The organism is Streptomyces sp. NBC_01260, assembly GCF_036226405.1.
In the GTDB taxonomy this organism is placed as follows: Bacteria; Actinomycetota; Actinomycetes; order Streptomycetales; family Streptomycetaceae; genus Streptomyces; species Streptomyces laculatispora.
In genome coordinates this window covers 6,720,909-6,735,819 of record NZ_CP108464.1, presented here as the reverse complement: position 1 = coordinate 6,735,819, position 14,911 = coordinate 6,720,909, and the positions used below count along the sequence as shown (strand labels likewise).

Genomic DNA, 14,911 nt, shown 5'->3' with positions numbered 1-14,911 from the left:
AGGACACATCCCCATGAACATCGACTGGGCAGCCCTCGGCACCGTCTTCGGTGTCTCTCTCGTCGCCACCGTCGCCCTGGTGGGCCTCTTCACCCTGGGCATCGTCGGCCTCTCCAAGCAGCCGGAACCGGCCGCGCAGGGCGGGCAGGCCGGCGGGTCCCTGATGCTGGCCCGCGCGGGCGCGTACGTCTGCTTCGGGCTGTGCGCGGCGGCGGTGGCCTACGGGATCTACATGATCGTCGCCTGACGGCCTCCGGGCCCCCGCAGGCCCCTTCCCGCTCCTGCTCATCGGGCCGGACGCACCTCGGGTGCGTCCGGCCCGATGTGGGTCTCAGCACACTGCACCGTCGCAGGTCAACGGTAGGTTGACTGACGTTCGCGGAGCGTGGTGGACTGCCGGAGCCATTACGGCGACAGCAGAGGAAGCCGGTGCGAATCCGGCGCGGTCCCGCCACTGTCACCGGGGAGCAGTCCCCCACCACCGGAAGTCACGGTCCACGCCAAGCGGACTGGAAGACCGGGGGAACTGCGGATCCGGGAGCCAGGAGACTCTCGTCGCCGGTCACGTCGAACCAGGGCGCGGACCCTGAGTGAGGACATATCGCCATGCCCGGCCGCCGTGCGTCCGTATCCGTGCCGCCCCTGCCACCAACTGCCCGCACGAGGGCCCTTCGAGGCGCAACGGCCGGCTGAACCGTGCGTGCCGATCGCATTTTCGCGTACGGCGCCACGGCCGGTCTGATCGGCGATCTGCTGCTCGGTGATCCCCGCCGGGGACATCCGGTCGCCGCCTTCGGGCGGGCCGCGGCAGGCGTCGAACGCCGTCTGTGGCGCGACCACCGCGGGTGGGGCGCACTGCACACCCTGGTCTGCGCCGGAGGCGCTGCCGGGGGTGCCGCGCTGGCCGCCCGCGCGCTGCGCCGCCGTCCCGCCGCGTCCGTGGCCCTGACCGCCGCCGCCACCTGGTCCGTCGTCGGCGGTACGTCGCTGGGGCGCGAGGCCCGGTCCATCGGTGACGCCCTCGCCGCGGGGGACCTCGGCCTGGCCCGTGAGCGGCTGCCCCATCTGTGCGGCCGCGACCCGCAGTCCCTGGACGGACCGCAGATCGCCCGCGCCGTGGTGGAGTCCGTCGCCGAGAACACCTCGGACGCCGTGGTCGGCGCCCTGGTGTGGGGTGCGCTGGGCGGGGTCCCCGGACTCGTCGGCTTCCGGGCCGCCAACACCCTCGACGCCATGGTCGGCCACAAGTCGCCCCGCTACCTGCGCTACGGCTGGGCCTCGGCCCGCCTCGACGACCTCGCGGGCTGGCCGGGCGCCCGGCTGACGGCGCTGCTCGCGGTAGCAGCCGGGGGCCGGCCCCGGGGAGCGCTGCGGGCCTGGCGGGCGGATGCCGCCAAGCACCCGAGCCCCAACGCGGGCCCCGTGGAGGCCTCCTTCGCGGGCGCCCTCGGCGTACGGCTCGGCGGCACCCTCGCCTACGGCGGCCGCGTCGAGCACCGCCCCGTGCTCAACGGGGAGACGGGCCGGGCGGTGGAGACCGAGGACATCGAACGCGCCGTACGGCTGTCGCGCCGGATCGGTGCGCTGGCCCTCGGCGTGAGCGTGGCGGCCCGGCCGGTCGCCGCCGCGGCCGCACGACGGATCACCTCGACGCGCGGCGCGGGGCCGGACGCCCCGGGTGCGCGCACCTCAGGACGGAGACCGACATGAGCGGCGGACTGCTGGTCGCCGGGACCACCTCGGACGCGGGCAAGAGCGTCGTCACGGCGGGCATCTGCCGCTGGCTGGTGCGCCGGGGCGTGAAGGTGGCGCCCTTCAAGGCGCAGAACATGTCCCTGAACTCCTTCGTCACCCGCGGGGGCGCCGAGATAGGCCGGGCCCAGGCCATGCAGGCCCAGGCCGCGCGGGTGGAGCCGACCGCGCTGATGAACCCGGTGCTGCTCAAGCCCGGCAGCGACCGCTCCAGCCAGGTCGTCCTGATGGGGCGCGCGGTCGGCGAGATGAGCGCCCGCGGCTACCACGGCGGCAGACAGGAGCAGTTGCTGTCCACCGTCGTGGACTGCCTGGAGCAGCTCCGGGGCACGTATGACGCGGTGATCTGCGAGGGCGCGGGCAGTCCGGCCGAGATCAATCTGCGGCGCACGGACATCGTGAACATGGGCATCGCGCGGGCGGCCCGCTTCCCGGTGATGGTCGTCGGAGACATCGACCGCGGCGGGGTCTTCGCGTCGTTCTTCGGTACGACGGCGCTGCTCGCCGCCGAGGACCAGGCGCTGATCGCCGGCTACCTGGTCAACAAGTTCCGCGGGGACGTGTCGCTGCTCGAACCCGGCCTGGACATGCTGCGCGATCTCACCGGACGGCCGACGTACGGGGTGCTGCCGTTCGCCCACGGCCTCGGCATCGACGAGGAGGACGGGCTGCGGGTCTCGCTGCGCGGCACCGTACGGGAGTCGGTCGTCGCCCCGCCGCACGGCGAGGACGTCCTGCGCGTCGCCGTGTGCGCGGTGCCCCTGATGTCGAACTTCACCGACGTCGACGCGCTGGCCGCCGAACCGGGAGTCGTCGTGCGGTTCGTGGACCGCGCCGAGGAACTGTCCGACGCCGACCTCGTCATCGTGCCCGGCACCCGCGGCACCGTGAAGGCGCTGGCCTGGCTGCGCGAGCGCGGGCTCGCCGACGCGCTGCTGCGGCGCGCCGCCGAGGGCCGCCCGGTCCTCGGCATCTGCGGCGGCTACCAGATCCTGGGCGAACACATCGAGGACGAGGTGGAGTCGCGCGCCGGGCAGGTCGACGCGCTCGGGCTGCTGCCCGTACGCATCCGCTTCGACCGTGAGAAGACCCTCGCCCGGCCGGTCGGCGAGGCGCTCGGTGCCCCCGTCGAGGGGTACGAGATCCACCACGGCGTCGCCGAGGTGCGGGGCGGCGAGCCGTTCCTCACCGACGGGCTGGGGCAGCGCCTCGACGGCTGCCGGTCCGGCGCCGTATGGGGCACCCACTGGCACGGCTCGCTGGAGAGCGACGCGTTCCGCCGCCGCTTCCTGACCGAGATCGCGCGGGCCTCCGGCCGCCGGTTCGTGCCCGCCCCCGACACCTGCTTCGCCGAGCTGCGCGAGGAGCAGCTCGACCGCCTCGGCGACCTGATCGAAGAACACGCGGACACCGATGCGCTGTGGCGTCTCATCGAGTCGGGCGCGCCGACGGGACTTCCCTTCATCGCCCCCGGAGCACCCGCGGCACCTGAAGCACCTGGAACCCGAAGGTGAGGGGACCGCGCCCCCTGGCCCCCGCCGCTCCATCGCCGCAGGGGCTCCAACGCCCGCCGCAACCGCTGGAATCCGCCGCCACCAAGGAGGCCTCGTGAGTACGCCGTATCCCTTCACCGCCATCGTCGGGCAGGACGATCTCCGCCTCGGCCTGCTGCTCAACGCCATCTCGCCGGCCGTCGGCGGGGTGCTGGTGCGCGGCGAGAAGGGCACCGCCAAGTCCACCGCCGTGCGCGCACTGGCCGCGCTCATGCCGCAGGTGTCCGTCGTCCCCGGATGCCGGTTCTCCTGCGACCCCGTGTCGCCCGATCCGGCGTGTCCCGACGGCCCCCACGAGTCCGCGTCCGGCGTGTCGCGGGCGGCGCGGACGGTCGAGCTGCCCGTCGGCGCTTCCGAGGACCGGCTCGTCGGGGCGCTCGACATCGAGCGGGCGCTCGCCGAGGGCGTGAAGGCCTTCGAGCCGGGCCTGCTCGCCGACGCGCATCGCGGGATTCTGTACGTGGACGAGGTCAACCTCCTCCACGACCATCTGGTGGACCTGCTGCTGGACGCGGCCGCCATGGGCGCCTCGTACGTGGAGCGCGAGGGCGTCTCCGTGCGCCATGCCGCCCGCTTCCTGCTCGTGGGGACGATGAACCCCGAAGAGGGCGAGCTGCGGCCGCAGTTGCTCGACCGCTTCGGGCTGACCGTCGAGGTCGCCGCGTCCCGGGAGACCGACCTGCGGGTGGAGGTGGTGCGCCGGCGTCTCGCGTACGACGACGATCCGGCCGGTTTCGCCTCGAAGTGGGCCGACGAGGAGGGCGCGTTGCGGGCCCGGATCGTCGATGCGCGGGCACTGCTGCCCGAAGTGCGACTCGGCGACGGGGCGTTGCGGCAGATCGCGGCCACCTGTGCGGCCTTCGAGGTCGACGGGATGCGGGCCGACATCGTGATGGCCCGGACCGCGACGGCGCTGGCCGCCTGGGCGGGGCGTACCGACGTACAGGCCGAGGACGTACGGCAGGCCGCACTGCTCGCGCTCCCCCATCGGCGCCGGCGCAATCCCTTCGACGCGCCGGGGCTCGACGAGGACAAGCTCGACGACACGCTGGAGCAGAACAGCGGCGAGGACGAAGATCCGGACCCGGACGGCCCCGGTGGCGGCGGCCCGCCCCCGCAGGGCGACGGGCCCGACACACCGCCGCGGCCCGAGGGCGGCGCCGACGACACGCCCGCGCCGTCCGTGCCCGAGCAGGGCAGCGAGCAGGAACCGGGGCAGCGGCAGCCGTCCGGGGGCGGCGAACAGCAGCCCGTGCGGGCCGGCGAGCCGTTCCGGACGAAGATGCTGAGCGTGCCCGGCCTGGGCGAGGGCGCGGCGGGGCGGCGCTCCCGGGCGCGTACCGAGCACGGGCGGACGACCGGTGCGCGGCGTCCGCAGGGCGCGCTCACCAAGCTGCACCTGGCCGCCACCGTGCAGGCCGCCGCCCCGCACCAGCGGGCGCGGGGCCGGTCCGGGCGGGGCCTGGTGGTGCGGCGGGACGATCTGCGGCAGGCCACGAGGGAGGGGCGCGAGGGGAATCTCGTGCTGTTCGTCGTGGACGCGTCGGGGTCGATGGCGGCCCGGCAGCGGATGGCCGCCGTGAAGGGTGCGGTCCTCTCCCTGCTGATGGATGCCTATCAGCGGCGGGACAAGGTCGGTCTGATCACCTTCCGGGGCAAGGAGGCGGCCGTGGTGCTGCCGCCGACCTCGTCGGTGGACGCGGCGGCCGCACGGCTGGAGACGCTGCCGACCGGTGGGCGTACCCCGCTGGCCGCCGGGCTGCTGAAGGCCCATGACGTACTGCGGGTGGAGCGGCTGCGCGATCCGTCGCGGCGGCCGCTGCTGCTCGTGGTGACCGACGGGCGGGCGACCGGGGGGCCGGAGCCGGTGGCACTGGCCACGCGCGCGGCCCGGTTGCACGAGGTGGAGGGCACGGCGTCCGTGGTCGTGGACTGCGAGTCGGGTCCGGTGCGGCTCGGCCTCGCGGTGAGTCTCGCGCAGGAGCTCGGCGGCACCGCCGTCACGCTCGACGAGCTGCGGGCCGACTCGATCGCCGGGCTGGTCAAGGACGTTCAGGGCGACAACAGGAGGGCCGCTTAATGCCGCAGGGACAGCCGGTCAGTGTGCCGGACGACGGACTCACCACCCGCCAGCGCCGCAACCGGCCGCTGCTGATGGTGCACACCGGCATCGGCAAGGGCAAGTCGACGGCGGCCTTCGGGCTGGCGCTGCGCGCCTGGAATCAGGGGTGGCCGGTCGGGGTCTTCCAGTTCGTGAAGTCGGCGAAGTGGAAGGTCGGCGAGGAGAACGCGCTGAAGGTACTCGGCGCGAGCGGCGAGGGCGGCTCCGTCGTCTGGCACAAGATGGGCGAGGGCTGGTCCTGGGTCCAGCGCGACCAGCAGCTGGACAACGAGGCCGCGGCCCGCGAGGGCTGGGAACAGGTCAAGCGTGACCTCGCCGCCGAGACGCACCGGCTGTACGTGCTCGACGAGTTCGCCTACCCGATGCACTGGGGCTGGGTCGACACCGACGAGGTGGTCGAGGTGCTGCGTGACCGGCCCGGTTCGCAGCATGTGGTGATCACCGGGCGCAACGCGCCTGCCGCGCTGCTGGACGCGGCGGATCTGGTGACCGACATGTCGAAGGTCAAGCACCCGATGGACGCCGGGCAGAAGGGCCAGAGGGGCATCGAGTGGTGACGGTTCCACGCCTGGTCGTCGCCGCGCCGTCGTCCGGCAGCGGCAAGACCACCGTCGCGACGGGTCTGATGGCCGCCTTCGCCGGGCGCGGGCTCGCCGTGTCCGGGCACAAGGTCGGGCCCGACTACATCGACCCGGGCTACCACACGCTGGCGACCGGACGGCCGGGGCGCAACCTCGACGCGTACATGTGCGGGCCGGAGCTGATCGCTCCGCTGTTCGCGCACGGTGCGCGGGGCTGTGACCTGGCGGTCGTCGAGGGTGTGATGGGGCTGTACGACGGGGCCTCGGGACTCGGTGAGCTCGCGTCCACCGCGCATGTCGCGAAGCTGCTGCGGGCGCCGGTGGTGCTGGTCGTGGACGCGTCGTCGCAGTCGCGGTCGGTGGCGGCGCTGGTCCACGGTTTCGCCTCGTGGGACCCGCAGGTGCGGATCGGCGGGGTGATCCTGAACAAGGTCGGTTCGGACCGGCACGAGGCGCTGTTGCGCGAGGCCCTGGAGGAGTCCGGGGTGCCGGTGCTGGGGGTGTTGCGGCGGGCCGAGCAGGTGGCGGTGCCGTCGCGGCACCTGGGGCTGGTGCCGGTGGCCGAGCGGCGGGGCGATGCGGTGGCCGCTGTCGCGGCGATGCGGGAGCAGGTGATGGCGGGGTGCGATCTGGAGGGCCTGATGGCTCTGGCGCGGTCCGCGCCGTCCGTGGCCGGTGAGGCGTGGGACGCGGTGGAGGCCGTGGCCGCCTGCGGCGGGCCTGTTCCGGGAGCGGGAGGGGTACGGGTCGCTGTCGCGTCCGGGGCCGCGTTCACCTTCTCCTACGCCGAGCACAGTGAGCTGCTCGCCGCCGCCGGGGCCGAGGTGGTGCCGTTCGATCCGCTGCGGGACGAGGCGCTGCCCGAGGGGACTTCGGGGCTGGTCATCGGGGGCGGGTTTCCCGAGGTGTACGGGCCCGGTCTGTCCGCCAACGAGCCGTTGCGCAAGGCCGTCGCGGAGCTGGCGGCGTCCGGGGCACCGGTGGCCGCCGAGTGCGCGGGGCTGCTGTATCTGGCGCGGTCGCTCGACGGGCTGCCGATGTGCGGGGTGCTGGATGCCGAGGGGCGGATGTCCCAGCGGCTGACGCTCGGATACCGGGACGCCGTGGCGCTCTCCGACAGTGCGCTCGCGGCGGCCGGTACGCGGATGCGCGGGCACGAGTTCCACCGCACCGTGCTGGAGCCGGGCGCCGGGGACACGCCGGCCTGGGGCATGCACCGGCCGGAGCGGCGCGTGGAGGGGTTCGTGCAGTTGGGCGTGCACGCGAGTTATCTGCATACGCACTGGGCTTCGGCGCCCGGCACGGCCCGCCGGTTCGTCGAGCGGTGCGCGGGATGAACCGCGGTCACGGCACGGCCCCGCCGCCCGGCACAGGGGGCGGCGAGCCGTGAGGCAGTCAGCCCGCGAGGCCCACGACCAGCCAGATGAAGCCCACTCCGGCGATCGTGCAGAGCAGGGTGGAGCGGGCCGGGTGGTCGTGGTGCGCCTCGGGCAGGATCTCGGCGGCGGCGAGGTAGAGCAGCGCTCCGCCGAAGAAGCCGAGATAGCAGCCGAGGAGTTCCGCCGGAAGGGTGAACAGAAGCGTCGTCGCCGCGCCGACGACGGGCGCCGCCGCGTCCGCGTAGAGCATCGCGAGGGCCTTGCGGCGGGCGTTCCCGTACAGGCTGGTGATCGTGTACGTGTTGAAGCCGTCCGCGAAGTCGTGGGTGATGACGGCGAGGGCGACGGCCGCGCCCATGCCGCCGCCGACCTGGAAGGCCGCGCCGAGCGCCACCCCGTCCATCAGGCTGTGGCCGACCATCGCCGCCGCCGCGGTCAGCCCTACCTGGGGCACCCGTTCCTCGCCCGCGCCGTGTGCGGCCTGGCGTACCGCGAGCAGCCGCTCCACCAGGTGGGCGACCAGGAAGCCGCCGACGAACAGCAGCAGGGCCGCCGGTACGCCGAAGACGAGACCGCCCGCGGCCTCGATCGCCTCCGGCAGCAGGTCCAGGCCGACCACGCCGAGCATCAGTCCGCCCGCGAAGCCGAGGACCAGGTGGCGGCGGTCGGTGACGCGCTGGGCGACCCAGCCGCCGGCCAGGGTCATCAGGAACGCGCCGAGCGCGACGAACACCGCCATGGGCTCTTGCTAGCCGATCGACCCCGGTGCGCGCATCTCAGGACGCCTCAGGACGCCCACCGTCATGTCCCGTTGTTCTCCCGTCCCGAAAGGACCGCTCCATGGACGAAGCAGTCGACGCGGCCGGCGCGGTCGGTGAGGTACCGGGCGCGGAGCCGGTCGTGACGGCGGCGACGGACGCGGCGGGGCCGCTGCCGCCGGACGCGGGCCCTGACGACGGCTGTCCCGCGGTGCTGCGGCCCGCCTCGCTCGCCGTCGGGGTCGGCGCGTCCAGAGGCGTGCCCGAGGACGAGGTGCTCGGGCTGATCCGGGACACCCTGGCCGGGGCGGGGCTCTCGCCCTTGAGTGTCGCGGAGTTGGTGACCGTCGACGCCAAGGCCGAGGAGCCGGGGATCGTGGCCGCCGCCGCGCGGCTCGGTGTGCCGCTGCGGACGTACCCGGCCGAGGAGCTGGCCCGGATCGAGGTGCCGCATCCGTCCGGCGCGCCGCTCGCCGCCGTCGGCACGCCCTCGGTGGCGGAGGCCGCGGCGCTCGCCGCGGGTGGCGAACTGCTCGTGCCGAAGCGGAAGTCGCGGCCCGAGGGGCGCGCGGCGATGGCCACCTGCGCGGTGGCCCGCCGGGCTCCGCGCGGGCACGTCGCCGCCGTCGCTCTCCGCCCCGGTGCCCGCGATCCGCTCGGCAGTGGCGACGCGGGCGGGTACGCGGGGGTGGGGACGGCCTTCGTCCCGCCGTCCGCGCCCCCGAGGCTGTCGGGGCCGGACCGTTGCGTGAAGCCGGGTGCGGGGCGCATAGTCGTTCTGCCGTACTTCCACTTCACCGGCGTCCTGCCGGACCGGGTACGTCAGCGGACAAGGTGGGACTGCCGCAGCAGCCGCACTTCCACCCTGACGACGACGGCCATCACCACCACCCCCCACCATGGCGGTCATGCACACTCCCACTGAGAGCCCCGACGCAACCGGCGCGGGGCCGCACGATCTGCGGCATCACGGTGACGCGGAGGTACGGGGACGGGGCCGGGATCTGACCGATCTCGCCGTCAACGTACGGGCCGGCACCCCACCTGCCTGGCTGAAGGAGCGGATAGCCGCGTCGCTGGGCGCGCTCTCCGCCTACCCGGACGGGCGTCCGGCGCTCGCGGCGGTCGCCGCACGGCACGGACTGCCGCCCGAGCGGGTCCTGCTGACCGCGGGCGCGGCGGAGGCGTTCGTGCTGATCGCACGCGCGCTGCCGGCCCGGCGGCCGGTCGTGGTCCATCCGCAGTTCACCGAGCCGGAGGCGGCCCTGCGCGCGGCCGGGCACGAGGTGGGACGGGTGCTGCTGCGGGCCGAGGACGGCTTCCGGCTGGATCCGGCCGCCGTTCCGGCGGACGCGGATCTGGTGGTGGTCGGCAATCCGACCAACCCGACGTCCGTACTGCACCCCGCGGCCGTACTGGAGCAACTGGCGCGCCCCGGCCGGACGCTGGTGGTCGACGAGGCGTTCATGGACGCGGTGCCCGGTGAGCGCGAGGCGCTGTGCGGCCGTACGGACGTCCCCGGGCTCGTGGTCCTGCGCAGCCTCACCAAGACCTGGGGGCTCGCCGGGCTGCGGATCGGTTATGTCACGGCCGCGCCGGAGACCGTGGGCAGGCTGGCGCAGGCGCAGCCGTTGTGGCCGGTCTCGTCGCCGGCTCTGACGGCCGCAGAGGCGTGCATGGAGCCGAGGGCGCTGGCCGAGGCGGCGGCCGCGGCGGAGCGCATCGCGGTGGACCGGTGCCATCTGGTCGCGGGGCTGCGCGAGTTCACCGAGATCCAGGTGGTGGAGCCGGCCGAGGGTTCGTTCGTCCTGATCCGGCTGGAGCGGGCTGCGGAGATACGGGAGCGGCTGCGGATGCTGGGGTTCGCGGCCCGGCGCGGCGATACGTTTCCGGGGCTCGGCACCGACTGGCTGCGGCTGGCGGTGCGCGACCGTACGACGACCAACCGCTTTCTGCAGGTGCTCGACCAGGCGCTCCAGGCGCTGACCGCCGTCAGCCGGTGACGGTCCCGCCCCCTCCGGTGCCGCGTCGGGGGCGGGGAGCGGCGTTCCACTCACGGAACACCACTCCCCGCCCCCTTTTTTCCGCTACAGCCCCCCGGCCGCCCCCTCGGGCCCTGACGCGCTCCCCCGCGCGTCAGCTCCGCGCACGCCGCCGGGTCACGACCATCGCGCCGGCGCCGACGGCCAGCAGCAGCGCCGCACCACCCGCGATGTACGGCGAGGTGGAGCTGGAGCCCGTCTCGGCGAGGTCGGCGTCGGTGGCCGCGGGGGCGTTGCCGGTGCCGGTCTGCGTCTTCACACCGCCGCCGGAGTCCCCGGCCGTGGAGCCCCCGTTGCCGGAGCTGCCGGAGCTGCCCGAGCCGCCGGTGCTGGAGCCGCCGCCGTCGGTCGAACCGCCGTTGCCGGAGCCGCCGTCGGACGCGCCGCCGTCACTGGAGCCGCCGTCCGACGAACCGCCGTCCGAGGAGCCGCCGGTGGAGGAGCCGCCGGTGGAGCCGCCCGGCCTGGGCGCCCTCGGCGTCTCGCAGGTGGCCTCGGCGAGCGTGACCTCGCCCTGCACATCCGCGACGTTCAGCTTGAGCGGGTTCACCGAGACCTTGAGCTGAAGTGCCGAAGCCGCCGCGGTGTGCGAGGTGGTGTGCGTCTTCGACAGGTCGAGCGTCACCTCACCGACGCCCGGCACCTTGACCTGTGTGGTGCCTCCGGCGGTGAGGGTGACGCGCTGGCCGAGGATCTTCACATGCCCCAGCACATTCGACTCGGCGACCGGCTTGTGGCCCACCTCGCAGACCGCCTTGGACGTGATCTGCTCGACCTCGATCAGCGAGAGCAGCGGCAGACCGGGCAGGTGGAGCCGGGCCTTCGCGATGTTGGTGTAGCCCTCGGCACGGCGCTTGTCGACGGTCGCGTTCGCCGTGGCGACATCGGCACGCAGCACGTTGAACGGCTGCCCGTGGTCCACGCCGTCGAGCCGCACGCTGAGCGCGGTCTCCTTCGCGGTGGCCGGGGCGTGCACCTCGTTGAGCGTGGTCTTGAGCGGCACATCGATCGTCTTGTTCAGGAGTGAGACGTCGAGTGCGGTACGGAGCACTACCGCGCTCGCCTTCCCGCCGCCGGTGGTCGTGGCGGTGGTCGCGGTGGCGGCCTGCGCGGGGACGGCGACCAGCAGTGCGACGGGAGCGGCGGCGACCGCCAGGGCGGCGAGGCGGAAGGTGTTGCTGTTCAAGATGGTGGAACCCCCACAAGAGACTTGGAGCCACCGGCGCCGTCCAATGGGGGACATCGCGGGCACCGGTGGCCTCGACTCCGTGAATCTTTACGCACAGAGGGTGAACTGGCAGATACCTGCGGTGAGTTCACCCCAAAGGGGGGTTTCCGTGCTTGTATTCGATTATCTCGGCACGTGCGTTCCTCGGGTTCACCCGTTCAACTGAGCGCGGGCGGCTCGAAGGTGACCGCGCCGGAGCGTACTCAGAAGTGATCCAACGAGCGGGCCGACTCCCGGTAACTGCCGGTCAACACGGTGCACCCCGGGCCGGTCCGGGCCCGGGGCCCGCCCGTCAGCCGATCACGCGCCCGTTCAGCACGACCCTGCGGGGCGCGGCCAGCACGCGCACGTCCGCCCGCGGGTCCTCGTCGTACACCACCAGGTCGGCGGGGGCGCCCTCCTCCAGTCCCGGCCTGCCGAGCCACGCGCGGGCGTCCCAGGTCGCCGCGGACAGCGCCTCCAGGGCCGGGATGCCCGCCTTCACCAGTTCGGCGACCTCGTCGGCCACCAGCCCGTGGGCCAGCACACCGCCCGCGTCGGTGCCGACGAAGACGGGGACACCGGCGTCATGGGCAGCGCCCACCGTGTCGTAACGCCGCTCGTGCAGCCGACGCATATGGGCCGACCAGCGCGGGTACTTGGCGTCACCGCCCCGCGCCAGCGAGGGGAAGGTGGCGATGTTGACCAGCGTCGGGACGATCGCGACCCCGCGCTCCGCGAAGAGCGGGATCGTCTCCTCGGTCAGCCCCGTCGCGTGCTCGACACAGTCGATCCCGGCCTCGACGAGATCGCGCAGCGAGTCCTCGGCAAAGCAGTGCGCGGTGACCCGGGCCCCCAGCCGGTGCGCCTCGGCGATGGCCGCCGCGACCGCCTCGCGCGGCCAGCAGGCGGTCAGGTCGCCCACCTCCCGGTCGATCCAGTCGCCGACCAGCTTCACCCAGCCGTCCCCGCGGCGCGCCTCCTGCGCCACGTACGCCACCAGTTCGTCCGGCTCGATCTCGTACGCGTAGTTCCTGGTGTACCGCCGGGTCCTGGCGATGTGGCGGCCGGCCCTGATGATCTTCGGCAGGTCCTCGCGGTCGTCGATCCACCGGGTGTCGGCGGGCGAACCCGCGTCCCGCAGGAGCAGCGCACCGGCCTCCCGGTCCTCGACGGCCTGCTTCTCCGTGGTCGCCGTGTCGACGGCCCCGTGGTGGTCGAGCCCGACGTGGCAGTGGGCGTCCACCAGGCCCGGCAGCGCCCACCCGCTGAGGACCGTCGCCCCGTCCGCACCGGCGGGCCGTTCGTACGAGACGCGTCCGTCGACCGCCCAGAGCTCGTCCCTGACCTCTTCGGGGCCGACGAGCACCCGCCCCTTCACATGCAGCACCCGCGGCGCCTCGTGATCACTCATGGACAGCACTGTACGAGGCACCCGCAAGGCCGTCCGCGAGGTGCTGGGTACCCTCGGTGCAGCCCCGGTCCGCAGGCCGGCCGCACACCGATCCGATCCCGAAGAGAGCACCACCGTGACGCACCCCTTCCTCGACCTCACCCCGCTCACCCCCGCGCATTTCGCGGCCGTCGAGCGGCGGGTGGCCGGTCTCCTCGCCACCGAGCAGGACGTCGTCATCATGCAGGGCGAGGCACTGCTCCCCCTCGAAGGCTGTATCCGGGGCGGCGCCCGGCCCGGCTCGACCGCACTGAACGTGGTGACGGGGCCGTACGGGCAGACCTTCGGTAACTGGCTGCGTGACTGCGGCGCCGAGGTCATCGACCTGGCCGTGCCCTTCCACACGGCCGTCACCGCCGGCCAGGTCGAGCAGGCGCTGGCCGCGCACCCGGAGATCGACTTCGTCTCACTGGTCCACGCGGAGGCGGCGACCGGCAACACCAACCCGGTCGCGGAGATCGGCGAGGCCGTGCGCGCGCACGGGGCGCTGTTCATGCTGGACGCCGTCGCCTCGGTGGGCGCCGAGCCGCTGCTGCCCGACGCGTGGGGTGTCGACCTGTGCGTGATCGGCGCGCAGAAGGCGATGGGCGGTCCGGCCGGGGTCTCCGCGGTGTCGGTGAGCGCCCGCGCCTGGGAGCGGCTCGCCGCCAACCCGCGGGCCCCGCGCCGCTCCTACCTCTCGCTGCTGGACTGGAAGGAGCGCTGGATCGACGGCGGCCGCAAGGCGCTGCCGCACGCACCGGCCCAGCTGGAGATGCTGGCGCTGGAGGCCTGCGTGGAGCGGATCGAGGCGGAGGGCCTGGACACGCTCATGGCCCGGCACGCCGCGGCGGCCGCGGCCACCCGGGCCGGCGCACTCGCGCTGGGCGGCGGCCTGACCCCGTATGTGCACGAGGCGAAGGACGCGGCACCGGTGGCGACCACGCTGCGCGCTCCCAAGGGCGTGGACGCCGCGGGCCTGGTCGCGCGGTCGCTCGCCACGGACCCGTCGCTGCCGCTGATCGCGGGCGGCGGGGCGCTGTCCAAGGAGATGATCCGGGTCAATCACTACGGGATGGACGCGACGCGGGGCGCGGTGCTCTCCTCGCTCGCGGCCCTGGGGGCGGCGCTGGCCGATGCGGGCCGGCAGGTCAATTTCGAAGCTGCCCGCAAGGCGGTTTCACAAACCTGGCCCAGCGAATAGATCCCGTTGCAATCCAATAATGCGGGGAGCCGCCTCACCGAGAGCAGCTCCCCGCATTCTTATTCCCGCTCCCTCGAAGGCTAAACACCCCAGTTCCCCCGAGGCCATCTCGCTCAATTCGGTTGCGTCTCCACAGAGTTATCACGTTGTGACCGACTCCACACCGAGCCCGTTATGCCGGATAAATGTGGGTCAATTCGGAAGAAAACGCAGCCGATTCGCGCCGGGGCGCGCACCCGCGTGATAGCACAGAAGGATGCTTCACCCAACCCCTCTCCTCGATGCAATTTCGAGTTTTGCTGGGTAAATTCAATTCCCATGACCGCCGCACCAGCAGATTTTGCCCGTGCCCGAAGCGAATTCATCACCATCGACACCCCACGAGTGGAGGACGGAGCCGCGATCTGGCGCATTGCCCGCGACTCCCAGGTCCTGGACCTCAACTCCTCGTACAGCTACCTGCTGTGGTGCCGTGACTTCGCGGCGACCTCCGTGGTCGCCCGCGACGAGACCGGCAGCCCGGTCGCCTTCGTGACGGGGTACATCAGGCCAGACCGCCCCGAGACGCTCGTCGTCTGGCAGGTGGCCGTCGACCACGGCCACCGCGGCACCGGCCTGGCAGCGAAGCTGCTGGACGCCCTGACCTCACGGGTCGCCGCGGAACAGGGCCTCGCCTGGGTCGAGACGACCATCACGCCGGACAACACCGCATCGGACCGCCTGTTCACCTCCTACGCCCAGCGCCACGACGTGGCCGTGGAACAAGAGGTGCTCTTCGACGGCGGCCTGTTCCCGGAGGGCTCTCATCTGCCGGAAGTGCTCTACCGCATCGGCCCGTTCCACGCCTGAGCGCGCACTTCCGCCGACCGGCTCCGCGCCCG

At 73.4% G+C, this 14,911-nt stretch carries 11 protein-coding genes, 1 pseudogene and 1 riboswitch; of the genes and pseudogenes, 9 read left to right on the top strand and 3 right to left on the bottom strand.

Translation table 11 applies throughout. The features are described 5' to 3' along the window. Positions 1–13 precede the first annotated feature (13 nt). From OG322_RS30035 to OG322_RS30010, 6 genes are all read left to right on the top strand, one after another. Positions 14–247, top strand: a complete 234-nt coding sequence (locus OG322_RS30035) for a hypothetical protein (protein ID WP_123469106.1) — start codon at positions 14–16, stop codon at positions 245–247. A 172-nt stretch (positions 248–419) separates the two neighbouring features. Then, positions 420–552: riboswitch (cobalamin riboswitch) on the top strand. A 144-nt stretch (positions 553–696) separates the two neighbouring features. Beyond that, entirely contained in the window at positions 697–1,710 is a 1,014-nt protein-coding gene (locus tag OG322_RS30030; RefSeq protein WP_329307241.1) for a cobalamin biosynthesis protein, read from the top strand. Next, positions 1,707–3,266, top strand: a complete 1,560-nt coding sequence (locus OG322_RS30025) for a cobyric acid synthase (RefSeq protein ID WP_124283763.1) — start codon at positions 1,707–1,709, stop codon at positions 3,264–3,266. The genes OG322_RS30030 and OG322_RS30025 overlap by 4 nt, the downstream gene beginning before the upstream one ends. Positions 3,267–3,360: 94 nt before the next feature. Further along, on the top strand, positions 3,361–5,385 hold the full coding sequence (locus OG322_RS30020) for a putative cobaltochelatase (protein ID WP_124283764.1): 2,025 nt from the start codon (positions 3,361–3,363) through the stop codon (positions 5,383–5,385). Then, entirely contained in the window at positions 5,385–5,984 is a 600-nt protein-coding gene (gene cobO, locus OG322_RS30015; protein WP_123469114.1) for a cob(I)yrinic acid a,c-diamide adenosyltransferase, read from the top strand. The genes OG322_RS30020 and cobO overlap by 1 nt, the downstream gene beginning before the upstream one ends. Then, positions 5,978–7,345, top strand: a complete 1,368-nt coding sequence (locus OG322_RS30010; RefSeq protein WP_123469116.1) for a cobyrinate a,c-diamide synthase — start codon at positions 5,978–5,980, stop codon at positions 7,343–7,345. Before cobO ends, OG322_RS30010 begins: the two co-directional genes overlap by 7 nt. A gap of 58 nt (positions 7,346–7,403) precedes the next feature. Here the strand turns inward: OG322_RS30010 and OG322_RS30005 are convergent, their stop codons facing one another. Then, positions 7,404–8,126 carry a ZIP family metal transporter gene (locus OG322_RS30005; RefSeq protein WP_123469118.1) on the bottom strand — a complete coding sequence of 241 codons (723 nt, stop codon included), beginning with the start codon at positions 8,124–8,126 and terminating at the stop codon, positions 7,404–7,406. Positions 8,127–8,248: 122 nt separating this feature from the next. On the opposite strand from OG322_RS30005, the pseudogene cobC reads away from it, so the two are divergent. Beyond that, positions 8,249–10,148: pseudogene (gene cobC, locus OG322_RS41675) on the top strand (Rv2231c family pyridoxal phosphate-dependent protein CobC); the annotation flags it as partial. A gap of 133 nt (positions 10,149–10,281) precedes the next feature. On the opposite strand, the gene OG322_RS29985 reads toward cobC, so the two are convergent. Together OG322_RS29985 and OG322_RS29980 are read right to left on the bottom strand one after the other, a co-directional pair. After that, entirely contained in the window at positions 10,282–11,373 is a 1,092-nt protein-coding gene (locus OG322_RS29985) for an SCO1860 family LAETG-anchored protein (RefSeq protein ID WP_329307240.1), read from the bottom strand. 334 nt (positions 11,374–11,707) lie between these two features. Beyond that, positions 11,708–12,808: an amidohydrolase family protein gene (locus OG322_RS29980; protein WP_123469122.1), complete on the bottom strand. Its 1,101-nt coding sequence runs from the start codon at positions 12,806–12,808 to the stop codon at positions 11,708–11,710. Positions 12,809–12,923: 115 nt separating this feature from the next. Between OG322_RS29980 and OG322_RS29975 the strand changes: the two genes are divergently transcribed. Together OG322_RS29975 and ectA are read left to right on the top strand one after the other, a co-directional pair. Continuing rightward, positions 12,924–14,030, top strand: a complete 1,107-nt coding sequence (locus OG322_RS29975) for a pyridoxal-phosphate-dependent aminotransferase family protein (RefSeq protein WP_123469833.1) — start codon at positions 12,924–12,926, stop codon at positions 14,028–14,030. A gap of 318 nt (positions 14,031–14,348) precedes the next feature. Further along, on the top strand, positions 14,349–14,879 hold the full coding sequence (gene ectA / locus OG322_RS29970) for a diaminobutyrate acetyltransferase (protein ID WP_398913296.1): 531 nt from the start codon (positions 14,349–14,351) through the stop codon (positions 14,877–14,879). Positions 14,880–14,911 lie beyond the last annotated feature (32 nt).